Here is a 21813-nt window from a genome sequence, read left to right as displayed (position 1 = left end):
CCCTGAAACCCCTGTTCTTTTGTCCCATGCAAGTCCGTGTCCGTCCCCTCCGCAAGGAAGGCGTCCTCCTCAACAGCGATGACCTCAAAACGCGCCCGCCCCACATCGGCCGGCTGCGAGTGGCCGAGGAGCGCGACCCGCAGCTCGAGCGTCCGGTCACGCGAGCCAAGCTGCTCGACATGAGCTCGGGCTTGGAGACTGACGTGCTGCCGCAGCTCAACGACGCACGGCTCGTGTACGTCAAAGATGGCCAGTGGCGCCTGGTCGGCACCGAGCGCATCAGGGACGCCGAGTACGCCCAGACCTGGGCACTGGAGCAGATGCCATGCTGAAGCTGAGCATTCACGCGGGCCTGCTGCCGGACCGCCGCCCCGAGAACATCATGGCCACCGTCGACATCGCCTACGCAAAGAAGGAGGCTCTGGCCGACTACCTGATTGCCGCGACCGTGCGCGACAAGGGCGAGCAGAAGCCACAGACGCTGGAGAACTACCCGCGCTGGTCCGGCAGCCTCTGGGACCTGGCGGCCCGTGCCATCGCCCGCAGCCTCTATGGCGACAGCAAGATTCCTCCGTCCGACAAGCCCGACAAGCGCTGCGCCTACGCCACCAAGCTCTGTGCCGTCATCGAGCGATACACCGTCGACGAGCGCTCTCAGCTGCTGGCGCAAGCCGAGCTTTGGCAACAAGGCCCGGAGCGGACCTCGTACGCCATCAAGCTGAGCGAGGACATCCTGGGTGAGCGCGAAGCCCAGTTCCAGTACGGCACCAAGCGCATGGAGACGATGGACCTGATGATGCGCGCGCTGTCCTGGGCTCTCTTCAAGCAGGACACGCCCGGCCCGCGCCCGAAGCTGATTCTTCCGACCTCGGTCATGGTGGGCAATGAGGACCGCTTCGATGTTGCATCGTTGCAAGAACCTGCACGTACTGGATTCGCGCGGCACATGGCGGCTACGCGTCCGACAGCCAAGCCGGTGGAGTGGGCCTCCACCAAGGACTACGTCCAGTTCCTGATGGAGGGTTGAGCATGGTGGCCGCTGCACTTTCACCATCAGGCTCCGCACCAGGCGGGTCATCCAGGTCGGGCACGAACTTCCCGCTGCGCAAGACCACCGGTACGGCTGGCTTCCACCTGTCCAAGGATGCGGTGGACTTGGGCTTCGACGACCTCAACAAGCTGACCGAGCGCCAGGCCATTCTGATGTTGGCCGATGCGCGCTGGGGCTCGACCACCTACATGCCATGCCCTCACTGCGGCACCCTCGATACCCACTACTGGTTCGGCAAAGAGCGGCGCTGGAAGTGCAAGTGCTGCGACAAGCGCTTCTCGGTCACTTCCGGCTCGGTGTTTGCCGACCACAAGCTGTCGCTCACCAAAATCATCAAGATTGTCTTCACGTGGGTCAATGGCTCGAGCGGCAAGCCGGCGCTGCAGCTGCGGCGCGACTGGAACGTGGCGTACGGAACCGCCTTCACCCTGGCACACAAGCTTCGGGAAGGGCTGATGCGCGGCTTCAACGTGGGCGTGCTGGCAGGCGTGGTGGAGATGGACGGCGCCGACATGAACGGCCGGCGCTACCGGGAGAAGCGAAACAAGCCCCAGGGCGGCGGGAACGCCCCCAAGCCGACGATTCCGGCGCACCTGCTCAAGCCCGAGGTGGACCCAGAGACCGGTGAAATCCTCGTGATGGGCCCGCCCAAGCCCCACAAGCACGACAAGAAGCACCGCATGCCCCCGGACCGGCGCATCCTGCACGTGATTCGCCTGCGCGGACTGAACAAAGGCAAGGGTGCGTCGAACACTCGGGTTGCCGTGGCGCTGGCTGAGTCAACGTACACCGTGACGGCCGTGGCGACGAGGTTCGCTTCTGCAGAGTCGGCCGTGATGTCGGACGAGGACCCGTCGTACGCGAAGTTCTCGCTGCTCTTCGCGGAGCACAAGACCATCAACCACAGCAAGGCCTACAGCGCGCCCGGTGGCGTAAGCAACAACCAGGCGGAGAGCTTCAACTGGCGGATGCGACGGCTACTTGAGGGAATCTACCTGAGCCCCTCGAACAAGTACTTGATTGATTACGCCGTGGAGGCGGCGTGGAGGGAGGACGTTCGCCGGCTGTCAACGGGCAAGAAGCTCAGGCATGTGCTGGGCGTCGCTTTGCGGGTGGGCTTGTCGCTGTGGTGGCGCGGGTACCACCAGGGCAAGCATCGACTTGAAGAGCTGCTGGTCGAGGGGCCGAAGCCGGCCAAGGGGCGTGGGAAGAAAAAGGGGTGGCAGGAGAGGCCGCCCAGGTAGGTGCCGGTTGAGAGTAAAACTATGCAAGCAGCCGATACGCCTACCGGGTTCCGAGCGGAATCATCGATAAAGCGGCAACTATGAACACAGCAATGAGGGTGACCACGGTTGATATGACTTCAATCGTCAACAAGACCCGATATCTCCGGGTCCCCTTTGTTGCTTGTTTGCGTTTTCCTGCTGCATGGTTTGCTATCCAGCTGACAACTACTGCGGGAACAAATCCGCCAAAGATGAGGAGATAGCCAAGTGCTTCTTTTGTATCTGGAGACATTGCTGCTTACTCGTGGACTGCGAAGACCCTGTGTAGAAACAGCTTCGTTTCCACGGTTGCTTGGAGGCGGCCGACATACCTCAAGAAGTAGTCGGCTGTAGGTTGCATGACGTTAGGAGCACGCGCCAAGCGCCACCTCTCCCAAACCCGCAGCCCAGTCGTACTGCGCTCCGAACTGCGCAAGCTCGGCTACAGCTCCTCGAGTCTCTCTGCCGCCCTGCGTACGCTCATCGACCAGGGCGTGCTCGTGCGCATCGGGACAGGCATCTATGCGAAGGCCAAACCCAGTGTCCTGTCTGGAAGGCCCATCCCTGTTGAGCCGCTCGAGGTCTTGGCGCCAATCGCGCTGCGCAAGCTTGGTGTGAAGGTGCAACCAGCGCGACGGTACCGCGACTACAACGCTGGACGGACGACCCAGGTGCCAGTCGGAGTGGTGGTCAACGTGGGGAGGCAGCGCGTCACTCGAAAGATTGGGTTCAACGGGAAGTTTGTTGAATACGAGCGAGATTGACGTCAGCGTGGGTTTGGAGGAGGGTTCTTCACGACCCCGGCCTGAGCTGGTCTGGTCGGTCGCGATTCGCCGGTTAAACAGAACTGCCGCTGTTGCCTACACCCAGCATGGCACGACTACTACGAATTCTGTTTATCTCTGCGTCAGTTATCGGTCTCCTTGCACTTTGCATAGGGTTCATCGGTACCACCCTTGCCGAAAAAGATGCAACCGAAAAAAGAGAGAAGAGAGCCAGAGAGGTGGAGACCATTCGGGCGCAAGCTCGAACCCAAGCAGTGTGTTTGGTGGATGCTCTTTCAGATAAGGGTCTTCGAATTCTCGTCATCAACAAAAGCCGCTTACCAGCCCTCGTTTGGGCCGAAAAAGAGCAAGACAAGGCAAGCAAGGGGTACCCTCATTGTGATGTTGTGCCGAACAGTTTTTCAGAGACCCAGTGCTATCGCACGACACCAAATAGGGATGACGCCTACCAAATTGAGCATTTGACATCGCTGCCGATGTTCCCTGGTCTCTCCGAGGCGAGAGACAAATGTGGCTCCCTGTACGGCCCGCTTTACGAGAACTGGGTCGAAACCGCATACTGGGATTACGTGAAGGAGCAGCCCAGGTACGCGGAAATGCTTCGCAAGCTTGAGGAAGAGCAAGCTGCTTTGACCTCAGAAATGAGGCGTCAGTTGGCGGAAGACGCTCGGAAACGGGCGGCAGAGTGGGAACGCGCGAAAGAGCCATACCTCCGCTGAACACCACTGCACGAATTAGCGCGGTACCTGCCGAGCCACGAGATGGGCTGTTTGAACCACTAGCATCAGACCTCCGGTTCGCAGCGCGTCCACCACGGTCGTCTCCCCTAACGCCCCATGCCGGCGATGCCAGAACACGAGCGCCGTAGCCGCGTCTACGCCGGCCCAAGTCAGAGCCCGGTTCACCTCAACAACAGCTTCCTTGGAAACCTCGAGAAGGACTGCAGGCATCCACATCTGACCTTGCACCTCGAGCTCGAACAGCTCACCCTTGGCGACCATCTGAGCCAGCTCCTCGACTGAGACACCCCATCGGTCAGCGAACTGCTCTCGGCTGACTAGAACGCCGTCTTGTACCCACGCCTCACGCGCGGCGCGTCCTCGGGAGATTGCTCCGGCCAACCCGCGCTCCTCCTTGTCCTTGCGCGTCATTTGGACGTCCGGGTAGAGGGCGCAATCACCGAAGGGTCCAAGCCGGGGTCGAACTGGCGAATGGTTTGCTCCAAGGCCTGAATCTCAGCCTCCAGCTGCTGCATCCGCTGCCTCTCGGTGGGTCCCCGCCGCTTCCGGTTGGCAAGGCGCTGATGCTCACCGGTGGTTTTCGCCAGCCTTTCCGCGAGAAATGTCAGCGTCGATTGGCGGCGGTAGCGGGTCATCGTCAGGGCCATCAGACGTTCCCCTTGTCGCTCTGGCTCTCGAGCTCCGCAAGGTTGGCCTTAGTAGCCAAATGCTCGAGCTCACCGAGCGAGACGTTTTTCTTGCGGACCAACCGCCAGACTCCTGCGCCATTTGCATCCGAGCCAATGCTCTCCAAGCGCTCGGCCTTTCCCTGCTCAGCCAGGTGGTGGAGACGGCGGCGAACCGAGTGCCTGCAATCAGTCCGCTCCGCTGTGTTGGTGAACTCGATGCCGCAGGATGCAGCCACCCAATCGACCAGGGAATGGATGTCGGCACCCTTGGGCCAGGCGCTCTGCAAGCGGACTAGGATGAGCTTGGTCAAGTGGCCTCTGGGCCCGAACCGGTTGTGCGCGTTGACAACTGTTGGCGCGGCTATGCCGGCCGGAACGGGGAGAGGTGCTGCCACCAACTCCAGCGCCGCCAGAGTCTTGCGGAGTTCGGCTTCTCGCTTGGCCAGGCGCGCCTGTTTAGCCACGACACGGGCGAGCTCACCACGGAGCGCGGCAGCTTCGTTCAGGAGCCACTTGGCCTGCGGGGAGGTGTGCCGTCTTTGACGTGCGGATAGGGGGTGATTTGATTCGCTCATGGATGTCCTCGAGGACCATATCCAAGTCAAGCGAATCAGGCTGCCTACGAATTAAGCAAAACGGCCCCGGGATAGCTGGTTAGTGAATACTCAGGGCCATCAGCTGATTAACACCCTTGCCGTGGCGCGTCAGTCCTGCGTCGCGCGGCGGCGCACCGCGTCGATGTAGGCCTGCCCGTCGGGCGGGCGGCCCGCGCGCTGGCTTTCCCAGAGCATGCGGCCCAGGCATTCCATCACCTCGTGCTGCGCCGCGTGCAGGTCGCCGCGGCGCGCGGTGAGCAACTCCACGGCCTGGCGGATGCCGGGCGGCTGGTCGATGCTGCACTGCTCGCTGATGGACAGGTGCATGGACAGGTGCAGGAACGGGTTTTCGCGCGCGGCGTCGGGCTGGCTCAGGCGCGCCACCGCGGCCTCCGCATCGGCGAGTTCGGCGTGGTACTCGGGGTGCTCGGCGATCCACTGCGCGGCGAGCGCTTCGAGCGCGTCCAGCGGCTGGCCGTCGCGCTGCTTGGTGAAGGCGCCGCAGAAGAAGCGGCGCACATCGGCTTGGGAGGGGTTGAACATGGTGCGATTGTCCCGCGGGCTCAAAGACGCCACGGCGGCAGTTGCCAATCGCGCCACAGCGCCAGGCCACGCAGGCCTGCGGTGAGGCCCACGCAGGCCACCAGCGCCACCCAGCCCGGGGCCTGCAGGGCCGTCAGGCCCACGTAGGCCCAGCCGCCCGCGAAGGCGCACACGGCATAGGGACGGTGGTCGTGGAAGGCGCTGGGGATCTGGTTGCACACCACGTCGCGCAGCACACCGCCGGCCACGCCGGTGACGATGCCCATGAGCACGGCCACCAGGGCGGGCATGTCGAGCAGCAGCGCCTGGTGAGCGCCGGTGGCGGTGAACAGGCCCAGGCCGAGCGCGTCGGGCCACTGCATGGCGCGTTCGGTGACCTCGAAATGCCGCGTGCGCAGGAACAGCATGGCGAGCACGCTCAGGGCCAGCACGCCCCACAGCAGCTCCACGTGGCGCACCCAGAAGAACGGGCGCTGGTCGAGCAGCAGGTCGCGCAGCGTGCCGCCGCCGAAGGCCGCGAGGAACGCCACCACCACCACGCCCACGGCGTCGAGCCGCTTGCGCGCGCCTTCGAGGATGCCCGAGAGCGCGAACGCCGTGGTGGCGGCGAGCTCCACCAGCAGCCTCAGGGTTTCACCCCACAATGTCGCGTTTTGCATCGCCGGATTGTCCCCTGTGTCCTCGCTGCCCATCATCACCGACCCCCACTTCTACGCCGTCGCCGTGCCCGCCGTGATCCTGCTGGGCATCAGCAAGAGCGGCTTCGGGGCCGGCTTCGGTTCGCTCGCGGTGCCGCTCATGGCGCTGGCCGTCACGGTGCCGCAGGCCGCGGCCATCCTCATGCCCGTGCTGCTGGTGATGGACCTGCTGGGCATGGCGGCCTTTCGCCAGCACGTCGATCGCGCGCTGCTGAAGTTCCTGCTGCCTTTCGGCCTGCTGGGCGTGGTCGTGGGCACATTGATGTTCAAGTGGCTCTCGCCCGCGGTGGTGGCGGGCATCGTGGGCGTGCTCACGCTGCTGTTCCTGGCCCAGCGCCTGGTGTTCCCGCCGCGGCCCGACAGCCCGCCGCCGCCGCGCTGGCTGGGCGCCATCCTCACCGCGGCCTCGGGCTTCACGAGCTTCATCGCGCACGCGGGCGGGCCGCCGATCAATGCCTACGTGGTGCCGCTGCGCCTGTCGCCGGTGCTGTTCACCGGCACCATGGCCTTCTTCTTTTTCTTCGTGAACCTGGCCAAGTGGATTCCCTATGCCTGGCTGGGCCTGATCGACCTCAACAACATGAGCACCTCGCTGGTGCTGCTGCCGCTGGCGCCCGTCGGCGTATGGATCGGCGTGCGCATCGCGCACCGCATCCAGCCGGTGCTGTTCTACCGCCTGATCCACATCGGCATGTTCCTCACGGGCTGCAAGCTGGTCTGGGACGCCTGGGCCTGAATCAGTAAGATTGCGCGCAACCGAACCGAGGAGAAGACATGCCGATCGTGGTGGTTGCGAATCCGAAGGGGGGCGTGGGCAAGTCCACGCTGTCGACGAACGTGGCGGGCTACTTCGCGCGCCAGGGCCACCACGTGGTGCTCGGCGACATCGACCGCCAGCAGTCCGCCGGGCTCTGGCTGCAGCTGCGCCCGGCCGCTGCCCGCACCGTCCATCCCTGGGAGATCTCCAACGACCTGATCGTGCGCCCGCCCAAGGAGGCCACGCACGCGGTGCTCGACACGCCCGCGGGCCTGCACGGCTGGCGCTTCAAGGACGTGCTCAAGCTCGCGGACAAGGTCATCGTGCCGCTGCAGCCCAGCATCTTCGATATCTACGCCACGCGCGCCTTTCTCGACGAGCTCGCCGAAACGCGGCGTGCGAGCAAGCTCGACGTGGGCATCGTGGGCATGCGCGTGGACCCGCGCACCATCGCGGCCGACAAGCTCGCCGAGTTCGTGGGCGGCCTGGGCCTGCCGGTGCTGGGCCACCTGCGCGACACGCAGAACTACATCCACCTGGCCGCGCGCGGACTCTCGCTCTTCGACGTCGCCCCGGGCCGCGTCGAGAAGGACCTGCAGCAGTGGCAGGGCATCTGCGACTGGCTCGATCGCTGAGCCCGTCCGCTGTCGCCGCGCCGACAGCGCCCCGCGCAGGCCCGGCCTAGAGTGGCCGCATGCGCACCTTCCATACCCTTGCCGAACTCGACGCCTGCGTGGGCCAGGCCGTCGCCACCAGCGACTGGATCGAGATCACCCAGGAGCAGGTCAACCGCTTCGCCGACGCCACGGGCGACCACCAGTGGATCCACGTCGACGTCGAGCGCGCGAAGGCCGGGCCGTTCGGTGCGCCGATCGCACACGGCTTCTTCACGCTCTCGCTGCTGCCGCGCTTTCTCGAGTCGGCGATCGCGGTCGAGCAGACCCGCATGGGCGTGAACTACGGGCTCAACCGGGTGCGCTTCACCGCGCCCGTGCCCGTGGGCAGCCGCCTGCGCGCGCAACTCACGCTGCAGGCGATCGAGCCCATCGAACACGGCGGGCGCCAGATGACCTGGGCGGTGGTGGTGGAGCGCGAGGGCAGCGACAAGCCGGTCTGCCTGATCGAATCGCTGGTGCGCCAGTACCCCTAGCGGGCGCGGCGCGGCGCACCGGGTTCAGCCGATGCGCGCGAGCTGCTTGGGGTCGAGCCAGCCGTCGAAAGTCTTCACCAGCGCGTCGATGCGCTGCGCCGCGGTGCGCTGGTCGTGGCGCTGCGCGATGAGCTGGAAGGCGTCGTTTCGCAGCAGCCAGAGTTCCTGTGGCGTGCGCGCGCGCTCGATCTGGCGGCGCAGGCGCAGCGCCGCCACGCCCGAGCAGTCTTCGATGGTGTGCAGCAACTGCGCGCGGATCGCCATCACGTCCTTCAGGTGCGCGGCCTTTGGCCGGGCACGTGGCCCCAGGGCCAGATGCAGGCAGCGCGCGAGCAGGGCCACGGCCCACCCACCCGGGGGGGACGCACGGCCGGCGGCGTGATGCGGTTGGCGGTCCATGCGCTTATGGTGGCCCACATCCAACAGTTGGGGGGTGACACAGCGGCGATTCGTGTGATGTGGTTCACGCGGGGCCGGAATCGGCGAAGCCGTGTTGCCGCCAGGCCTCGAACACCACCACGGCCACGGCGTTGGACAGGTTCAGGCTGCGCTGGCCCGCGCGCATGGGCAGGCGCAGCCGCTGCGCGGGGGGCAGGCTGTCGCGCAGTGCGGGGGGCAGGCCGCTCGACTCCGAGCCGAACAGCAGCCAGTCGCCGGCCTCGAAGGCCGTGCCATGCACGCTGCCGCTGCCGCGTGTGGTGAGCGCAAACATCCGCTCGGGCCGCGGTCGTTCGGCGGCGAGGAAAGCGGCCCAGTCGGCGTGGCGCCGCACCTCGGCGTACTCGTGGTAGTCGAGCCCGGCGCGGCGCATGAGCTTGTCTTCCATCGAGAAGCCCAGGGGCTCGATCAGGTGCAGCTGGCAGCCGGTGTTGGCGCACAGCCGGATGACGTTGCCGGTGTTGGGCGGGATTTCGGGGTGCACCAGCACGACGTTGAACATGGGGCCGGGATCATAGCCAGCGCTCAGGGCGCGGCGTCGCCCGGGGCGGGCGTGCGCGCGAACACCAGGGCGTCGACGCGGGCCACGCCCGCGGCGCGCAAGGCCTGGGCGGCGGCCTGCAGCGTGGCCCCGGTGGTGACCACGTCGTCGACCAGCAGCACCCGCGCGCCGGCCAGCGCCGACAGGCGCGGCGGCGGCACCGCGAAGGCGCCGTGCAGGTTGTGCAGCCGCTCGGTGCGCGCGAGCCGGTGCTGGGCCGCGCCGTCGCGCAGGCGCACCAGGGCGTCGGCGCAGACCGGGCGCGGGTGGCGCTGGCGCAGCGCCTTCACGAGCTCCCAGGGCGGGTGGTGGCCGCGCTCGGCCAGCCGCGCGGGCGTGAGGGGCACGGGGGCGATCCAGTCGGCGGCGTCCAGGGCCGCGACCACCCCGGGCGTTGCGAGCAGGCGTTCGGCGAAGGGCCCGGCCCAGCCGGCCTCGCCGCGGAACTTGAAGCGCGCGACCAGGCCGTCCCAGGGGAAGCGGTAGTCGACCGCCACAAAGCGGGCGGCGGGGCCGGCTTCGGGGTCTGGGCGGGCCCGGCAGGGGGCACACAAGCCGCCGGCGTGGGGCGCGGCGCAGCGCGGGCAGCGCTCGGCGGCGGGGGCGAAACGCGCCAGGCAGGCCGGGCACAGCGGGCGCGATGGCCACAGGCCGCACACCTGGCAGGCGCTCGGCCACACCGGGGCGCTGGCCACGAGGTGGCGCAGGGCGTTGGTGGCGCGCGCGGCGAGGGGCATGGCCGGTCAATATACTGAGCGCCCCCTGCCGATACCGGCACCGGTCTGCGCCGGTGCAGCGCCTTGAACCCCATGTCCCCCGAATCCGCCGATCGCGTGCCCGGCCTCGATCCGCGCGCGGCCGCGCGCTGGCAGCGCCTGCCGCGCACCGAAAGCCCCTGGTTGCACGAAGAGGTGGCCTCGCGCATGGTCGAACGGCTGCAGGTGTTCCGCGATGCCCCGACCAGCTGGCTGCACTGGGAGCCACTGCTGGGCGGGCTGCAGGGGCATGCCCGCGTGCGCGCGGCCCTGCCCGACGCGGCCTGCCAGGTCTGGTCGCACGACCTGGCGCAGGCGCAGGCGCTCACGCGCGAAGCGGCCGCGCGGTCGTGGAACCCGTTGCGCCGCGCGCGTGACCGCGTGCCCGACGCGGCCGACCCGCGCCAGCCCGTGCAACTGCTCTGGGCCAACATGGGCCTGCACGCCGAGAGCGCCCCGCAGGCCCTGCTGGCGCGCTGGCACGCGCACCTGGCCACCGGCGGCTTCCTGCTCATGTCCTGCCTGGGGCCCGACTCGTTGGCCGAGCTGCGCGCCGTGTACGCGCGCCTGGGCTGGCCGACCCCGACCCACGCGTTCACCGACATGCACGACTGGGGCGACATGCTGGTGCAGGCGGGCTTCGCCGAGCCGGTGATGGACATGGAGCGCCTCACGCTGACCTACGGCAGCGCACAGGCCCTGCTCGACGACCTGCGCGGCATGGGCCGCAACCTGTCGAGCGCGCGCTTCGCGGCGCTGCGCGGGCGCGGCTGGCGCGCGGCCCTGATGGACGCCATCGAGCGCCACGGCGCGCGCGACGCCGACGGCCGCCTGCGGCTGGGCCTCGAAATCGTCTACGGCCACGCGGTGAAGGCCGAGCCGCGCGCGCGCACCGGCCAGACCGCGGTCCCGCTCGACGATGTGCGCCGGCAATTGCGGCGCGGCCGGGGCTGAAGCGGGCGTTGGCCACCCGAGAACCCGAGTAGGGCACCGGCATGCAGGGCAACCCGCCCCCGGCTGCCGGCTACAATCCCGCGGTTTTGAGTTGAAGGGCATTTTCCCTGCGCGGGTGCGCGGCTTTCGGGCCGGGTGCCAACCGATCCGTGGTGTGGGTGTGAGTCCGTCCAGCAGCGCGTACCGCTTTGCAACCCTGTCCGATGCGGGCATGGAGTGGCGGCTGCGTCGCAACTGCTCGGTGACACCGGCCCAGCTCGGCCTCCTGTACGTCTCCCTCTGTGTCGTCTCACTGGGTGTGGCCGGGTTCTTCTGGGCCCATGGCGCGACGCTGGTGCTGCCGTTCGCGGTGCTGGAGATCCTGGCGGTGGGCATCGCGTTCCTGGTGTACGCGCGCCACGCCGCCGACGGCGAGCGCGTGCGCCTCATGGGCCGCGCGCTGCTGGTCGAGCAGGAGGTCGCCGGGCGGCTGGTTTGCCGCGAATTCGCACGCGAATGGGTGCGGGTGGCGCCGCAGGAAAAGTCCCCGAACCTCATCGAGGTCAGGGGCGGTGGGGAGTCGGTGCACATCGGGCGCTACCTGCGGCCCGACCTGCGACCGGCCTTGGCCCGGGAGATTTCACAGGCATTGCGCGGCGGCTGAGGCCGTGGCGCAGGGCCGATGGGTTTGGTGTAATCGGGGTCGATATCAATCGACGCTTATATTTGAGGCGCAACAAGTGAGTAAGACGACGAAGACGCTGCAAAGCCTGCGCCACCGCTTCAAGGCGGTGCGCAACGCGATGGGCCTGACGCTGCTGAGCGCCGGGGTGTGGACCTCGGTGGCCGCTCAGAAGGTCAACGATCTGCCGGGTGGCCCGGCGGTCAACCAGCTGAACTTCGCGCCGCCCGTGACCAAGATCGCCGAAGAACAGCACTGGCTGCACTGGTTCATGATGGGCATCTGCGCCGTCATCTTCGTGCTGGTGTTCGGCGTGATGTTCTATTCCATCCTCAAGCACCGCAAATCGGTGGGCCACAAGTCGCAGGAGCTGGCCGAGCCGATCTGGGTGGAGCTGGGCTGGACCATCGTGCCGCTGCTGATCGTGATCGGCATGGCGCTGCCCGCCACCAAGGTGCTCGTGGCCCAGAAGGACACCACCAACGCCGACCTGACCATCAAGGCCGTCGGCATGCAGTGGAAGTGGGGCTACGAATACATCAAGGGCGAGGGCGAAGGCATCGGCTTCCTGTCCACGCTGGACACCTCGCACCGCGTCATGTCCAACAGCGGCAAGCCCCAGGCCACCGACGACTACCTGCTCAAGGTCGACAACCCGCTCGTGGTGCCGGTCGGCAAGAAGATCCGCATCATCACCACCGCCAACGACGTGATCCACGCCTGGATGGTGCCGGCCTTCGGCGTCAAGCAGGACGCGATCCCGGGCTTCGTGCGCGACACCTGGTTCCGCGCCGAGAAAACCGGCGACTTCTACGGCCAGTGCGCCGAGCTGTGCGGCAAGGAACACGCCTACATGCCGATCCACGTGAAGGTGGTGTCGGCCGAGGAATACAAGGCCTGGGTGGCCGACAAGTACAAGGTCATGGCCGCTGCCGCCGACGATCCGAACAAGGTCTGGACCCTGGCCGACCTGATCAAGCGCGGCGAAGGCGTGTACGCCGCCAACTGCGCCGCCTGCCACCAGGCCAACGGCAAGGGCGCCGGCCCGATCAAGCCGCTCGACGGCTCGGCCATCGTGGTCGACGCCGACAAGTCCAAGATGATCAACGTGCTGCTCAACGGCCAGAACAACGGCGCCATGCCGGCCTGGAAGCAGCTGTCCGACACCGACCTCGCGGCGGTCATGACCTACGCGAAGAACAGCTGGAGCAACCAGACCCAGCGCCTTGTGCAGCCCGCCGAAGTGCTGGCCGCGCGCAAGTGATCCGCGTGCATCGAGATTGAGAACCTGAGGAAACGACGATGAGTGCAGTGCTCGACCACCACGACGCCCACGATCACGACCACCACCACGCGCCGACCGGCTGGCGCCGCTGGGTCTTCGCGACCAACCACAAGGACATCGGTACGCTGTACCTGCTGTTCTCGTTCACCATGCTCATGGTCGGCGGCGTGCTGGCCCTGGGCATCCGCGCCGAGCTGTTCCAGCCGGGTCTGCAGCTTGTGAACCCCGAGCTGTTCAACCAGCTCACCACCATGCACGGCCTGATCATGGTGTTCGGCGCCATCATGCCGGCCTTCGTGGGCTTCGCGAACTGGATGATCCCGCTGCAGATCGGCGCCTCCGACATGGCCTTCGCGCGGATGAACAACTTCAGCTTCTGGCTGATGATCCCCGCCGCCCTCATGCTCGTGGCCTCGTTCTTCATGCCCGGCGGCGCGCCCGCCGCGGGCTGGACGCTCTACGCGCCGCTCACGCTGCAGATGGGCCCCTCGATGGACGCCGGCATCTTCGCGATGCACATCCTCGGCGCCTCGTCCATCATGGGCTCGATCAACATCATCGTGACCATCCTGAACATGCGCGCGCCCGGCATGACGCTGATGAAGATGCCCATGTTCTGCTGGACCTGGCTCATCACCGCCTACCTGCTGATCGCCGTGATGCCCGTGCTGGCCGGCGCGATCACCATGACGCTGACCGACCGCCACTTCGGCACCAGCTTCTTCAACCCCGCCGGCGGCGGCGACCCGGTGATGTACCAGCACATCTTCTGGTTCTTCGGCCACCCCGAGGTCTACATCATGATCCTGCCGGCCTTCGGCATCGTGAGCCAGGTCGTGCCCGCCTTCGCGCGCAAGAAGCTGTTCGGCTACGCCTCCATGGTGTACGCCACCGGCTCCATCGCCATCCTGTCCTTCGTCGTGTGGGCGCACCACATGTTCACCACCGGCATGCCGGTGACCGGCCAGCTGTTCTTCATGTACAGCACCATGCTGATCGCCGTGCCCACGGGCGTGAAGATCTTCAACTGGATCGCGACCATGTGGAAGGGCTCGATGACCTTCGAGACCCCGATGATGTGGGCCGTGGGCTTCATCTTCGTGTTCACCATGGGCGGCTTCACCGGCCTGATCCTGTCGGTCGCCCCGATCGACATCCAGATGCAGGACACCTACTACGTGGTGGCGCACTTCCACTACGTGCTGGTGGCCGGCTCGCTGTTCGCCATGTTCTCGGGCATCTACTACTGGCTGCCCAAGTGGACCGGCGTGATGTACAGCGAAACGCGCGGCAAGATCCACTTCTGGTGGTCGATGATCTCGTTCAACATCACCTTCTTCCCGATGCACTTCCTGGGTCTGGCCGGCATGCCCCGCCGCTACGCCGACTACCCCATGCAGTTCGCCGACTTCAACATGATCGCGTCGATCGGCGCCTTCGGTTTCGGCTTCGCGCAGGTGTACTTCTTCCTGGCCGTGATCGTCCCCGCCATGCGCGGCAAGGGCGAGAAGGCCGTGCAGAAGCCCTGGGAAGGTGCCGAGGGCCTGGAATGGGAAGTGCCGTCGCCGGCCCCCCACCACACCTTCGAGAACCCGCCCAAGCTCGACGCCACCGCCACCAAGGTGATCGGCTGATCGCACGGCAGGCACACGCATGACGCCCGAACAGAAAAAGAACAACGTCCGCCTGGGCCTGATCCTGGCCACGGTCGCGCTGACCTTCTTCGCGGGCTTCGTGGCCAAGCTCGTCCTGCTGGGCGGTTGATCGAACGCCACACGCCATGGGTCTGCGCCAGGAAAACCTCAAGATCGTCGGCAAGCTTGCCGTGATCGCGCTGGGCATGTTCGCCTTCGGCTACGCACTCGTGCCCATCTACCGGCACATCTGCGAAGCCCTGGGCATCAACGTGCTCGCGGTGTCCGAAACGCGCGTGCCCGGGGCGGCGGCCAAGCTGCCGGCCAACACGCAGGTCGATCTCACGCGCACCATCACGGTCGAGTTCGACACCAACGTGCGTGGCCCCTGGCACTTCAAGCCGGCCGTGCGCTCGCTGCAGGTGCATCCGGGCGAGCTGGCCACGGTGATCTACGAGTTCCAGAACATCCAGAACCGGACCATGTCGGCCCAGGCCATTCCGAGCTACGCGCCCAAGCAGGCGGGCTCGCACTTCAACAAGCTCGAGTGCTTCTGCTTCTCGCAGTACACGCTCGCGCCCGGTGAGAAGAAGGAATGGCCGGTGGCCTTCGTGATCGACCCGCGCCTGCCCAAGGACGTGACCACCATCACGCTGTCGTACACCTTCTTCGAAGTGGGTGGCGGCGTGCCCCCCGCGCCCGAGTCCACGGTGCCGCCGCAGGCCAAGGCCGTGCAGGCCCCGGGGGCGGTGTGATGGCCATGGCAGCGCCCGAGCGTTCCGGTTCCCTCCTCGGCACGGTCAAGGCCGTGCTCTGGGGTTTTCTCGGCGTGCGCCAGCGCGCCGAGTACGAGAAAGACATCAAGCGCCTGAACCCCCTGCACCTCGTGGTGGTGGGCATGGTGATGGCGTTTGTGTTCGTCGGCGCGCTGATCGCGCTGGTGAACTGGGTGGCCGGTTGAGGGCGGCCCCCCGAGCGACCGATTTTTTGACATTGACCAAGCGATAGCAGCACAACAGGAGTGAGCAGCATGTCCGCAGCATCCCACGGCTCGACGCCCTACTATTTCGTCCCCGGACTGTCGCGCCATCCGGCCATGGCCGCTTTCGGCCTGTTCTTCGTGATCCTGGGCGCCGGCCAGTGGATCAACGGCCACGGCTGGGGCGCATGGTCGCTGGCCTTCGGCCTGGCCTTCTGGGCCTTCGTGCTGTTCCAGTGGTTCGGCGACGCGATCCGCGAGAGCGAAACCGGCCTGTACGGCCGCAAGATCGACCTCTCGTTCCGCTGGAGCATGAGCTGGTTCATCTTCTCCGAGGTGATGTTCTTCGGCGCCTTCTTCACCGCGCTGTGGTGGGCCCGTTCGCACTCGGTGCCCGCGCTCGGCAGCATCGAGAACGCGCTGATCTGGCCCAACTTCGCGTCGATCTGGCCCAGCGTGCAGGCCGGTGCCACCGCGTCGCCGGCCGGCATCGTCGAGCCCTTCCAGACCGTGGGCCCGTTCTGGCTGCCCACCATCAACACCGCGCTGCTGCTGACCTCGGGCGTCACGCTGACCATCGCCCACCACGCGCTCCAGGTGGGCAACCGTGGCAAGACCATCGCCTTCATGTGGATGACCGTGCTGCTGGGCATCGTCTTCCTGGGCGTGCAGGGCTACGAGTACGCGCACGCCTACGCCGACCTGAACCTCAAGCTCAACTCGGGCATCTTCGGTTCGACCTTCTTCATGCTCACCGGCTTCCACGGCTTCCACGTGTTCGTGGGCATGCTGATGCTGCTGTTCATCACGCTGCGCCTGCACAAGGGCCACTTCACCAAAGAGCGCCACTTCGGCTTCGAAGGTGCGGCCTGGTACTGGCACTTCGTGGACGTGGTCTGGCTCGGCCTGTACATCCTGGTCTACTGGATGTGATGCAAGGTCCGGGACGGTCCGCCCCAGCAAAAAAGCGCCGCGAGGCGCTTTTTTGTTTCGGAGCCACCGATGGGATCGGCGGCGGCGCTCAGCGCTGCAGCGGCAGGCCCGTCGGCTGGATCCAGCCCATGAAGTACGCCACCAGCACCACCAAGAACAGCAGCACCGAGAAGCCCACGCGGAAGGCCAGCGCCCTTGCCATGCGCCGCTGCCGCGGGGCTTCGCCTTCGTCCTGCACGCCGCCGCGCATCATGTACACGAGGGCCGCCGCGAGACTGCCGAGAATGGCCACGAAGGCCACGATCACCACGTATTTCATGCCCGCGATTATCCGGTGCGGCAGTGGGCCTGATGGCCGCAGGGTGGTGTGTCCATGAGCCGGGTCCGCTTCGTCGTCGTGAGCGTGGCCACGGCGCTCACCATGGCCGCCACCGCCTCGCTCGGGCTGTGGCAGCTCGACCGCGCCGCCCAGAAGACCGCGCTCGAGGCCTCGATCCGCGCCCGCGCCGACCTGCCGGCCTGGGGCAACGGCGAGCTGCTCGCGGCGCCCGACCGCAGTGCCGCGTTGTACCGCCCGGTGCGCTTGCAGGGCCGCTGGCTGCCGCAGCACAACGTGTTCCTCGAGAACCGGCAGATGGACGGGCGCACCGGCTTTTTCCTCGTGACGCCGCTGCGCCTGTCGGGCAGCGAGCAGACCGTGCTGGTGCAGCGCGGCTGGGTGCCACGCGACTTCAACGACCGGCTGCGCGTGCCCGCGGTCGACACGCCCGCGGGCGAGGTGCGCGTGCAAGGCCGGCTGGCCCCGCCGCCCGGGCGGCTTTACCAGTTCGGCGAGGCCGGCACCGGACCCATCCGGCAAAATATCGAGCTCGCCGCCTACCGGCTCGAAACCGGCCTGCCGCTGCTGGAACTCTCGGTCCAGCAAACCGGCGACGATGAAGGCCCGCTGCGCCGCCACTGGCCGCTGCCCGCCACCGACGTGCAGAAGCACCACGGATATGCCTTCCAGTGGTTCGCGTTGTGCACGCTGGTGGCCGGCCTCTACCTCTGGTTCCAGATCATCCAACCCCGTCGCAAGAGCAATCGCCGCAATGGCCCAGAAGACGCCCGATGAACCCCTGACGCTGACGGTGCACAGCCTGCCCACGCCCGACCGCGGCGATGCCGAGCGCGCCGCGGCCACCCGCAGCGGGCGCTGGAAGATGTTCCTCATCCTGCTGGTGTGCGCCGCGCCCGTGATCGCCTCGTACTTCACCTACTACGTCATCCGCCCCGAGGGCCGGCGCAATTACGGTGAACTCATCGAGGCGCAGCCGCTGCTGCCCGCGCTCGCCACCACCGACGCGCAGGGCCGCCCGGTGCCGCTCACCGCACTCAAGGGGCAATGGCTGCTGCTCAGTGTGGCCGACAGCGCCTGCGACGCGGCCTGCGAGAAGCACCTCTACCTGCAACGCCAGCTGCGCGAAACCCTGGGCCGCGAGAAAGACCGGCTCGACTGGGTGTGGCTGCGCACCGGCGCGGCCGAACTGCGCGAGCCGCTGCGCGCCGCCACGGCCGCGGCCACCGTGCTGCACGTGGGCGATGCCGCGGCGCTGGCGCAATGGCTGCAGCCGGCCCCGGGCCAGCGCCTCGAGGACCACCTCTACGTGGTCGACCCGATGGGCCACTTCATGATGCGCTTCCCCGCCAACATCGACCCCTCGCGCGCCAAGCGCGACCTCGACCGCCTGCTGCGCGCGTCCTCGTCGTGGGACAAGCCGGGCCGCGAGAACTGAGCTTTCCGATCTGACATGGACGCCGCCCAACCCCTGGTCGACCTCGCGCCGATCACGCGCATGATGCTGCTCGGCATCGTGATCGCGCTCGGCCCGCTGCTGTGGATCGGCCTCAAGCACCGCAGCGCCAGCCCCGCGCAGCGCCTGCGCGTGCTCACGCTGGTCACGCTCTTCCTCACCTTCGATCTCGTGCTGTTCGGCGCCTTCACGCGCCTGACCGACTCGGGCCTGGGCTGCCCCGACTGGCCCGGCTGCTACGGCGCGGCCAGCCCGATCGGCGCGCACGCCGATATCTCGGCCGCGCAATCGGCCATGCCCACCGGCCCGGTCACGTTTTCCAAGGCCTGGATCGAAATGATCCACCGCTACCTCGCCACCGGCGTGGGCGTGCTCATCATCGTGCTCGCGGTGGGCAGCTGGATCGAGCGCCGCCGCATCCATGTGCACTGGGTGTGGCCGGTGGTCACGCTGGTGTGGGTCTGCCTGCAGGGTGCGTTCGGCGCGCTCACGGTGACCATGAAGCTCTTTCCCGCCATCGTCACCATGCACCTGCTCGGCGGCCTGGTGCTGCTGGCGCTGCTGCGCGCGCAGTCGGTGGCCTACCGCCTCGGCGAACCCGGCAGCCCGGGGCCGGTGGCCCTGAGCCCGGCGCAGCGCTGGGCCCTGGTGGGCGCCTTCGCGCTGCTGTGGCTGCAGATCGCGCTCGGCGGCTGGGTCAGCACCAACTATGCGGTGCTCGCGTGCCGCGAATTCCCCACCTGCCAGGGCAGCTGGTGGCCGCCCATGAACCTGCGCGAGGGCTTCACGCTGTGGCGCGAGCTCGGCAGCAACCGCGTGGGCGAGGCCATCACCTTCCCTGCGCTCACCGCCATCCACTACGTGCACCGGCTCATGGCCTACGCGGTGTTCGCGCTGCTGCTCGCGCTCGCGTGGGCGCTGTGGCGCGTGCCCGGCATGGCGCGTTTCGCGCGTGTGCTGCTGGCCCTGTGCGCCTGGCAGTTCTTCACCGGCCTGAGCAACGTGGTGCTCGACTGGCCCCTGCTGGCGGCGGTGAGCCACACCGGCGGCGCCGCCGCGCTGGTGATCGCCTTCACCGGCGCCCTTGCGTCCTCGCGCGCCCAGGTGTCCCGATGAGTACCGCTCCCCTGCCCATGCCTTCGACCTGGCGCCAGTTCCACGCGCTCACCAAGCCGCGCGTGATCCAGCTCATCGTGTTCTGCGCCCTGATCGGCATGGTGCTCGCCGTTCCCGGCCTGCCCAGCTGGGCCCAGGTGCGGCTGGCGGCCATCGCCTGCTTCGGCATCTGGCTCGTGGCCGGTGCGGCCGCGGCCTTCAACTGCGTGGTCGAGCAGCACATCGACGCGAAGATGAAGCGCACCGCGTGGCGTCCCACCGCCAAGGGCGAGCTGACCAACCCGCAAACGCTCACGTTCTCGGCACTGCTGTGCGCAGCGGGTTCGGCCATCCTGTGGTTCGCGGTGAACCCGCTCACCATGTGGCTCACCTTCGCCACCTTCGTGGGTTATGCGGTGATCTACACCGTGATCCTCAAGCCGCTCACGCCGCAGAACATCGTGATCGGCGGGGCTTCGGGCGCCATGCCGCCGGTGCTGGGCTGGGCCGCCATGACGAACACGGTCGCGCCCGAGGCGCTGATCCTGTTCCTCATCATCTTTCTCTGGACGCCGCCGCACTTCTGGGCGCTCGCGCTCTACCGCGTCGAGGACTACCGCAAGTCCGGCCTGCCCATGCTGCCGGTCACGCACGGCTCCGAATTCACGCGCCTGCAGATCCTGCTCTACACGCTCGTGCTGCTGGCGGCCACGCTCATGCCCTTCATGATGCGCATGAGCGGCTGGTTCTACCTGGTGAGCGCGCTGGCGCTGGGCATCGGCTTCTGCGGCTACGCGTTTGCGCTCTGGCGAACCTATTCCGACGCGCTGGCTCGAAAGACCTTCCGCTTTTCGCTCATCCACCTGTCGCTGCTGTTCGCGGCGCTGCTGATCGACCACTACCTGCCATGGTGAACACCCTCTCGCGCCGCCGCCTGGTGCTCGCGGCCGCCGGCTCGCTTGCCCTGGCTGCGTGCTCCGAATCGCCCAAGGCCTTCAAGGCGATCGACATCACCGGCGCCGACTACGCCACCGGCTTCTCGCTCACCGACCACAACGGCCAGAAGCGCACGCTCGCCGACTTCAAGGGCAAGGCGGTGGTGGTGTTCTTCGGCTTCACGCAGTGCCCCGACGTGTGCCCCACGTCCATGGCCGAACTCGCGCAGGCCAAGCAGATGCTCGGCCCCGATGGCGAGCGGCTGCAGGGCCTGTTCATCACCGTCGACCCCGAGCGCGACACGCCCGAAGTGATGAAGCAGTACGTGGCCAACTTCGATCCGAGCTTTCTCGCGCTGTACGCGGCACCGGGCGAGCTCGAGGCCGTGGCCAAGAGCTTCAAGGTCTACTACAAGAAGGTCGAAGGCAAGACGCCCACGAGCTACACCATGGACCACTCCGCGGGCAGCTACGTGTACGACCCGCAGGGCCGCATCCGCCTGTACCACCGCTACGGCAGCGGCGCACAGGCGCTGGCCGACGACCTGAAGATCCTGCTGAAGGGCTGACCGACCCGCGCGGGGGTCAGTCCACCTTCGCGCCGCTGAGCTTGACCACGCGCTCGTACTTGGCGCGCTCGCGCGCCATGAAATCGCCGAAGGCCTGCGGCGTGGTGGGCGTGGGTTCGGCCATGAGGGCCGCGAACTTGGCCTTCACGTCGGCGGATTGCAGCGCCTTGTTGAACGCCGCGTTGAGCTGCACCACCAGTTCGGGCGGCGTGCCCGCGGGCGCCACCAGCCCCCACCAGGTGTCGATCTCGAAGCCGGGCAGGGCCTCGGCCACGGTCGGCACGTCGGGCATCACGCTGCTGCGCTGCGCGGTGGTCACGGCCAGGGCCTTGAGCTTGCCCGCGCGGATGTTGGCCGCGGCGGTGGCGAGGTTGTCGAAGTTGAAATCGACCTGGCCCGAGAGCAGGCCGAGCTGCGCCGGGTTGCCGCCGTTGTACGGGATGTGCACCGCGAAGATGCCGGCCTGGTTCTTGAACAGCTCGCCCGCGAGGTGGCCCGCGCTGCCGTTGCCGCCCGAGCCGTAGTTGAGCCGGCCCGGGTTGGCCTTGGCGTAGCGGATCAGGTCGGGCACGCTGGCGATCTTCAGGCGCTGCGCGGTGTCGGCGTTCATCACGAGCACGTTGGGCACGCGCAGCATCTGCGTCACGGGCGCGAAGTCTTTCGCGGGGTCGTAGGGCAGTTGCTTGAACAGCCAGGGGTTGATGCCGTGCGAAGCCGTGGTGGCGATGCCCAGCGTGAGGCCGTCGGGCGCGGCCTTGGCCACCTGGCTCACGCCGATGTTGCCGCCCGCACCGGGCCGGTTCTCGATGATCACGGTACCCAGCGTGTCTTTCACCGCGTCGGCCAGGATGCGCGCGGTCACGTCGATCGGGCCGCCGGCCGCGAAGGGCACCACGATGCGTGTGGTGCGCGCCTGGGCCCACGAGGGCAGGGCGAGGGCGGCGGTGGCCAGGGCCAGGGCATGGCGGCGGTTGATCATGGCGTGTCT

The 21813-nt window shown here is 67.4% G+C and carries 31 protein-coding genes; 21 read left to right on the top strand and 10 right to left on the bottom strand.

What is annotated here, in order from left to right; genetic code table 11:
• The first annotated feature begins 26 nt into the window (after positions 1-26).
• From G9Q37_RS12090 to G9Q37_RS12070, 5 genes are all read left to right on the top strand, one after another.
• Positions 27-332: a hypothetical protein gene (locus G9Q37_RS12090; RefSeq protein WP_166227435.1), complete on the top strand. Its 306-nt coding sequence runs from the start codon at positions 27-29 to the stop codon at positions 330-332.
• Positions 326-1027 (top strand): hypothetical protein, encoded by a 702-nt coding sequence (locus G9Q37_RS12085; protein ID WP_166227434.1) that lies wholly within the window; start codon positions 326-328, stop codon positions 1025-1027. Before G9Q37_RS12090 ends, G9Q37_RS12085 begins: the two co-directional genes overlap by 7 nt.
• 2 nt (positions 1028-1029) lie before the next feature.
• Entirely contained in the window at positions 1030-2295 is a 1266-nt protein-coding gene (locus G9Q37_RS12080) for a transposase (RefSeq protein ID WP_166227433.1), read from the top strand.
• Positions 2296-2675: 380 nt separating this feature from the next.
• On the top strand, positions 2676-3080 hold the full coding sequence (locus G9Q37_RS12075) for a DUF6088 family protein (protein ID WP_166227432.1): 405 nt from the start codon (positions 2676-2678) through the stop codon (positions 3078-3080).
• 107 nt (positions 3081-3187) lie between these two features.
• Positions 3188-3820: a hypothetical protein gene (locus G9Q37_RS12070; RefSeq protein WP_166227431.1), complete on the top strand. Its 633-nt coding sequence runs from the start codon at positions 3188-3190 to the stop codon at positions 3818-3820.
• 15 nt (positions 3821-3835) lie between these two features.
• Here G9Q37_RS12070 and G9Q37_RS12065 read toward each other — a convergent pair whose 3' ends face one another.
• The 5 genes from G9Q37_RS12065 to G9Q37_RS12045 form a co-directional block, all read right to left on the bottom strand.
• Positions 3836-4252 (bottom strand): hypothetical protein, encoded by a 417-nt coding sequence (locus tag G9Q37_RS12065; RefSeq protein WP_166227430.1) that lies wholly within the window; start codon positions 4250-4252, stop codon positions 3836-3838.
• Complete coding sequence (locus G9Q37_RS12060; protein ID WP_166227429.1) at positions 4249-4476, bottom strand: hypothetical protein; 228 nt, start codon at positions 4474-4476, stop codon at positions 4249-4251. Before G9Q37_RS12060 ends, G9Q37_RS12065 begins: the two co-directional genes overlap by 4 nt.
• An 11-nt stretch (positions 4477-4487) precedes the next feature.
• A complete protein-coding gene (locus tag G9Q37_RS12055; protein ID WP_166227428.1) occupies positions 4488-5084 on the bottom strand; it encodes a hypothetical protein in 597 nt (198 codons plus the stop codon).
• A 129-nt stretch (positions 5085-5213) separates the two neighbouring features.
• On the bottom strand, positions 5214-5648 hold the full coding sequence (locus tag G9Q37_RS12050) for a DUF1841 family protein (RefSeq protein ID WP_166227427.1): 435 nt from the start codon (positions 5646-5648) through the stop codon (positions 5214-5216).
• Positions 5649-5668: 20 nt separating this feature from the next.
• Positions 5669-6307: a trimeric intracellular cation channel family protein gene (locus G9Q37_RS12045; protein ID WP_166227426.1), complete on the bottom strand. Its 639-nt coding sequence runs from the start codon at positions 6305-6307 to the stop codon at positions 5669-5671.
• Between the two features lie 16 nt (positions 6308-6323).
• Between G9Q37_RS12045 and G9Q37_RS12040 the strand changes: the two genes are divergently transcribed.
• Genes G9Q37_RS12040 through G9Q37_RS12030 form a run of 3 tightly spaced genes read left to right on the top strand, consistent with a single transcriptional unit; the run spans position 6324 to position 8253 of the window.
• A complete protein-coding gene (locus G9Q37_RS12040; protein ID WP_240936379.1) occupies positions 6324-7082 on the top strand; it encodes a sulfite exporter TauE/SafE family protein in 759 nt (252 codons plus the stop codon).
• A gap of 38 nt (positions 7083-7120) precedes the next feature.
• Positions 7121-7738, top strand: a complete 618-nt coding sequence (locus G9Q37_RS12035) for a ParA family protein (RefSeq protein ID WP_166227424.1) — start codon at positions 7121-7123, stop codon at positions 7736-7738.
• 59 nt (positions 7739-7797) lie between these two features.
• Positions 7798-8253 carry a MaoC family dehydratase gene (locus G9Q37_RS12030; RefSeq protein WP_166227423.1) on the top strand — a complete coding sequence of 152 codons (456 nt, stop codon included), beginning with the start codon at positions 7798-7800 and terminating at the stop codon, positions 8251-8253.
• 24 nt (positions 8254-8277) lie between these two features.
• On the opposite strand, the gene G9Q37_RS12025 is transcribed toward G9Q37_RS12030, so the two are convergent.
• The 3 genes from G9Q37_RS12025 to G9Q37_RS12015 all read right to left on the bottom strand — a co-directional run bounded on the left by G9Q37_RS12025 (position 8278) and on the right by G9Q37_RS12015 (position 9969).
• Positions 8278-8652 (bottom strand): hypothetical protein, encoded by a 375-nt coding sequence (locus tag G9Q37_RS12025; protein WP_166227422.1) that lies wholly within the window; start codon positions 8650-8652, stop codon positions 8278-8280.
• Positions 8653-8716: 64 nt separating this feature from the next.
• Entirely contained in the window at positions 8717-9193 is a 477-nt protein-coding gene (trmL, locus tag G9Q37_RS12020; RefSeq protein WP_166227421.1) for a tRNA (uridine(34)/cytosine(34)/5-carboxymethylaminomethyluridine(34)-2'-O)-methyltransferase TrmL, read from the bottom strand.
• Between the two features lie 23 nt (positions 9194-9216).
• On the bottom strand, positions 9217-9969 hold the full coding sequence (locus G9Q37_RS12015) for a ComF family protein (protein WP_166227420.1): 753 nt from the start codon (positions 9967-9969) through the stop codon (positions 9217-9219).
• 72 nt (positions 9970-10041) lie between these two features.
• On the opposite strand from G9Q37_RS12015, the gene G9Q37_RS12010 reads away from it, so the two are divergent.
• From G9Q37_RS12010 to G9Q37_RS11980, 8 genes are all read left to right on the top strand, one after another.
• Positions 10042-10941 (top strand): biotin synthase, encoded by a 900-nt coding sequence (locus G9Q37_RS12010; RefSeq protein ID WP_166227419.1) that lies wholly within the window; start codon positions 10042-10044, stop codon positions 10939-10941.
• A gap of 211 nt (positions 10942-11152) precedes the next feature.
• Positions 11153-11584, top strand: a complete 432-nt coding sequence (locus G9Q37_RS12005) for a DUF2244 domain-containing protein (RefSeq protein ID WP_166231239.1) — start codon at positions 11153-11155, stop codon at positions 11582-11584.
• Positions 11585-11723: 139 nt separating this feature from the next.
• The gene (gene coxB, locus G9Q37_RS12000) at positions 11724-12866 is read left to right on the top strand and encodes a cytochrome c oxidase subunit II (RefSeq protein WP_166231237.1); all 1143 of its coding nucleotides are present in this window, start codon (positions 11724-11726) and stop codon (positions 12864-12866) included.
• A gap of 38 nt (positions 12867-12904) precedes the next feature.
• The gene (ctaD, locus tag G9Q37_RS11995) at positions 12905-14521 is read left to right on the top strand and encodes a cytochrome c oxidase subunit I (protein ID WP_166227418.1); all 1617 of its coding nucleotides are present in this window, start codon (positions 12905-12907) and stop codon (positions 14519-14521) included.
• 19 nt (positions 14522-14540) lie between these two features.
• Entirely contained in the window at positions 14541-14651 is a 111-nt protein-coding gene (locus tag G9Q37_RS21850) for a cytochrome oxidase small assembly protein (RefSeq protein WP_240936378.1), read from the top strand.
• Positions 14652-14667: 16 nt separating this feature from the next.
• Complete coding sequence (locus G9Q37_RS11990) at positions 14668-15276, top strand: cytochrome c oxidase assembly protein (protein ID WP_166227417.1); 609 nt, start codon at positions 14668-14670, stop codon at positions 15274-15276.
• A gap of 5 nt (positions 15277-15281) precedes the next feature.
• Positions 15282-15482, top strand: a complete 201-nt coding sequence (locus G9Q37_RS11985; RefSeq protein WP_166227416.1) for a DUF2970 domain-containing protein — start codon at positions 15282-15284, stop codon at positions 15480-15482.
• A 69-nt stretch (positions 15483-15551) separates the two neighbouring features.
• Positions 15552-16433, top strand: a complete 882-nt coding sequence (locus G9Q37_RS11980; RefSeq protein WP_166227415.1) for a cytochrome c oxidase subunit 3 — start codon at positions 15552-15554, stop codon at positions 16431-16433.
• A gap of 88 nt (positions 16434-16521) precedes the next feature.
• Here the strand turns inward: G9Q37_RS11980 and G9Q37_RS11975 are convergent, their stop codons facing one another.
• Positions 16522-16752, bottom strand: coding sequence for a twin transmembrane helix small protein (locus tag G9Q37_RS11975; RefSeq protein ID WP_166227414.1), 231 nt, complete (start codon positions 16750-16752; stop codon positions 16522-16524).
• 54 nt (positions 16753-16806) lie between these two features.
• On the opposite strand from G9Q37_RS11975, the gene G9Q37_RS11970 reads away from it, so the two are divergent.
• The 5 genes from G9Q37_RS11970 to G9Q37_RS11950 are packed head-to-tail and all read left to right on the top strand — an operon-like array spanning position 16807 to position 20825.
• Positions 16807-17547: an SURF1 family protein gene (locus G9Q37_RS11970; protein ID WP_166227413.1), complete on the top strand. Its 741-nt coding sequence runs from the start codon at positions 16807-16809 to the stop codon at positions 17545-17547.
• Positions 17525-18208, top strand: coding sequence for an SCO family protein (locus tag G9Q37_RS11965; RefSeq protein WP_166227412.1), 684 nt, complete (start codon positions 17525-17527; stop codon positions 18206-18208). Before G9Q37_RS11970 ends, G9Q37_RS11965 begins: the two co-directional genes overlap by 23 nt.
• Before the next feature lie 15 nt (positions 18209-18223).
• Positions 18224-19342: a COX15/CtaA family protein gene (locus G9Q37_RS11960; RefSeq protein WP_166227411.1), complete on the top strand. Its 1119-nt coding sequence runs from the start codon at positions 18224-18226 to the stop codon at positions 19340-19342.
• On the top strand, positions 19339-20235 hold the full coding sequence (cyoE, locus tag G9Q37_RS11955) for a heme o synthase (RefSeq protein WP_166227410.1): 897 nt from the start codon (positions 19339-19341) through the stop codon (positions 20233-20235). The genes G9Q37_RS11960 and cyoE overlap by 4 nt, the downstream gene beginning before the upstream one ends.
• Positions 20229-20825, top strand: a complete 597-nt coding sequence (locus G9Q37_RS11950; protein WP_166227409.1) for an SCO family protein — start codon at positions 20229-20231, stop codon at positions 20823-20825. Before cyoE ends, G9Q37_RS11950 begins: the two co-directional genes overlap by 7 nt.
• 16 nt (positions 20826-20841) lie before the next feature.
• On the opposite strand, the gene G9Q37_RS11945 is transcribed toward G9Q37_RS11950, so the two are convergent.
• Positions 20842-21804: a Bug family tripartite tricarboxylate transporter substrate binding protein gene (locus G9Q37_RS11945; protein ID WP_166227408.1), complete on the bottom strand. Its 963-nt coding sequence runs from the start codon at positions 21802-21804 to the stop codon at positions 20842-20844.
• Between the last annotated feature and the right edge of the window lie 9 nt (positions 21805-21813).

The sequence above is a fragment of the Hydrogenophaga crocea genome (assembly GCF_011388215.1).
Taxonomy (GTDB): Bacteria; Pseudomonadota; Gammaproteobacteria; order Burkholderiales; family Burkholderiaceae_C; genus Hydrogenophaga; species Hydrogenophaga crocea.
This window is presented reverse-complemented; position numbering and strand designations above follow the sequence as displayed.

What these genes read in the sequence shown, in the direction of transcription:
- G9Q37_RS11990 (WP_166227417.1), top strand. Translation starts at nt 14,668, where the DNA reads ATGGGTCTGCGCCAGGAAAACCTCAAGATCGTCGGCAAGCTTGCCGTG.
- G9Q37_RS12010 (WP_166227419.1), top strand. Translation starts at nt 10,042, where the DNA reads ATGTCCCCCGAATCCGCCGATCGCGTGCCCGGCCTCGATCCGCGCGCG.
- G9Q37_RS11970 (WP_166227413.1), top strand. Translation starts at nt 16,807, where the DNA reads ATGAGCCGGGTCCGCTTCGTCGTCGTGAGCGTGGCCACGGCGCTCACC.
- G9Q37_RS12055 (WP_166227428.1), bottom strand. Translation starts at nt 5,084, where the DNA reads ATGAGCGAATCAAATCACCCCCTATCCGCACGTCAAAGACGGCACACC.
- G9Q37_RS11975 (WP_166227414.1), bottom strand. Translation starts at nt 16,752, where the DNA reads ATGAAATACGTGGTGATCGTGGCCTTCGTGGCCATTCTCGGCAGTCTC.
- G9Q37_RS12060 (WP_166227429.1), bottom strand. Translation starts at nt 4,476, where the DNA reads ATGACCCGCTACCGCCGCCAATCGACGCTGACATTTCTCGCGGAAAGG.
- G9Q37_RS12015 (WP_166227420.1), bottom strand. Translation starts at nt 9,969, where the DNA reads ATGCCCCTCGCCGCGCGCGCCACCAACGCCCTGCGCCACCTCGTGGCC.
- G9Q37_RS12025 (WP_166227422.1), bottom strand. Translation starts at nt 8,652, where the DNA reads ATGGACCGCCAACCGCATCACGCCGCCGGCCGTGCGTCCCCCCCGGGT.
- G9Q37_RS12045 (WP_166227426.1), bottom strand. Translation starts at nt 6,307, where the DNA reads ATGCAAAACGCGACATTGTGGGGTGAAACCCTGAGGCTGCTGGTGGAG.
- G9Q37_RS21850 (WP_240936378.1), top strand. Translation starts at nt 14,541, where the DNA reads ATGACGCCCGAACAGAAAAAGAACAACGTCCGCCTGGGCCTGATCCTG.
- G9Q37_RS11960 (WP_166227411.1), top strand. Translation starts at nt 18,224, where the DNA reads ATGGACGCCGCCCAACCCCTGGTCGACCTCGCGCCGATCACGCGCATG.
- G9Q37_RS12005 (WP_166231239.1), top strand. Translation starts at nt 11,153, where the DNA reads ATGGAGTGGCGGCTGCGTCGCAACTGCTCGGTGACACCGGCCCAGCTC.
- ctaD (WP_166227418.1), top strand. Translation starts at nt 12,905, where the DNA reads ATGAGTGCAGTGCTCGACCACCACGACGCCCACGATCACGACCACCAC.
- G9Q37_RS12030 (WP_166227423.1), top strand. Translation starts at nt 7,798, where the DNA reads ATGCGCACCTTCCATACCCTTGCCGAACTCGACGCCTGCGTGGGCCAG.
- G9Q37_RS12050 (WP_166227427.1), bottom strand. Translation starts at nt 5,648, where the DNA reads ATGTTCAACCCCTCCCAAGCCGATGTGCGCCGCTTCTTCTGCGGCGCC.
- G9Q37_RS12070 (WP_166227431.1), top strand. Translation starts at nt 3,188, where the DNA reads ATGGCACGACTACTACGAATTCTGTTTATCTCTGCGTCAGTTATCGGT.
- G9Q37_RS11965 (WP_166227412.1), top strand. Translation starts at nt 17,525, where the DNA reads ATGGCCCAGAAGACGCCCGATGAACCCCTGACGCTGACGGTGCACAGC.
- G9Q37_RS12080 (WP_166227433.1), top strand. Translation starts at nt 1,030, where the DNA reads ATGGTGGCCGCTGCACTTTCACCATCAGGCTCCGCACCAGGCGGGTCA.
- G9Q37_RS11950 (WP_166227409.1), top strand. Translation starts at nt 20,229, where the DNA reads ATGGTGAACACCCTCTCGCGCCGCCGCCTGGTGCTCGCGGCCGCCGGC.
- G9Q37_RS11985 (WP_166227416.1), top strand. Translation starts at nt 15,282, where the DNA reads ATGGCAGCGCCCGAGCGTTCCGGTTCCCTCCTCGGCACGGTCAAGGCC.
- G9Q37_RS11945 (WP_166227408.1), bottom strand. Translation starts at nt 21,804, where the DNA reads ATGATCAACCGCCGCCATGCCCTGGCCCTGGCCACCGCCGCCCTCGCC.
- coxB (WP_166231237.1), top strand. Translation starts at nt 11,724, where the DNA reads ATGGGCCTGACGCTGCTGAGCGCCGGGGTGTGGACCTCGGTGGCCGCT.
- G9Q37_RS12035 (WP_166227424.1), top strand. Translation starts at nt 7,121, where the DNA reads ATGCCGATCGTGGTGGTTGCGAATCCGAAGGGGGGCGTGGGCAAGTCC.
- G9Q37_RS11980 (WP_166227415.1), top strand. Translation starts at nt 15,552, where the DNA reads ATGTCCGCAGCATCCCACGGCTCGACGCCCTACTATTTCGTCCCCGGA.
- G9Q37_RS12090 (WP_166227435.1), top strand. Translation starts at nt 27, where the DNA reads ATGCAAGTCCGTGTCCGTCCCCTCCGCAAGGAAGGCGTCCTCCTCAAC.
- G9Q37_RS12065 (WP_166227430.1), bottom strand. Translation starts at nt 4,252, where the DNA reads ATGACGCGCAAGGACAAGGAGGAGCGCGGGTTGGCCGGAGCAATCTCC.
- G9Q37_RS12075 (WP_166227432.1), top strand. Translation starts at nt 2,676, where the DNA reads ATGACGTTAGGAGCACGCGCCAAGCGCCACCTCTCCCAAACCCGCAGC.
- trmL (WP_166227421.1), bottom strand. Translation starts at nt 9,193, where the DNA reads ATGTTCAACGTCGTGCTGGTGCACCCCGAAATCCCGCCCAACACCGGC.
- cyoE (WP_166227410.1), top strand. Translation starts at nt 19,339, where the DNA reads ATGAGTACCGCTCCCCTGCCCATGCCTTCGACCTGGCGCCAGTTCCAC.
- G9Q37_RS12085 (WP_166227434.1), top strand. Translation starts at nt 326, where the DNA reads ATGCTGAAGCTGAGCATTCACGCGGGCCTGCTGCCGGACCGCCGCCCC.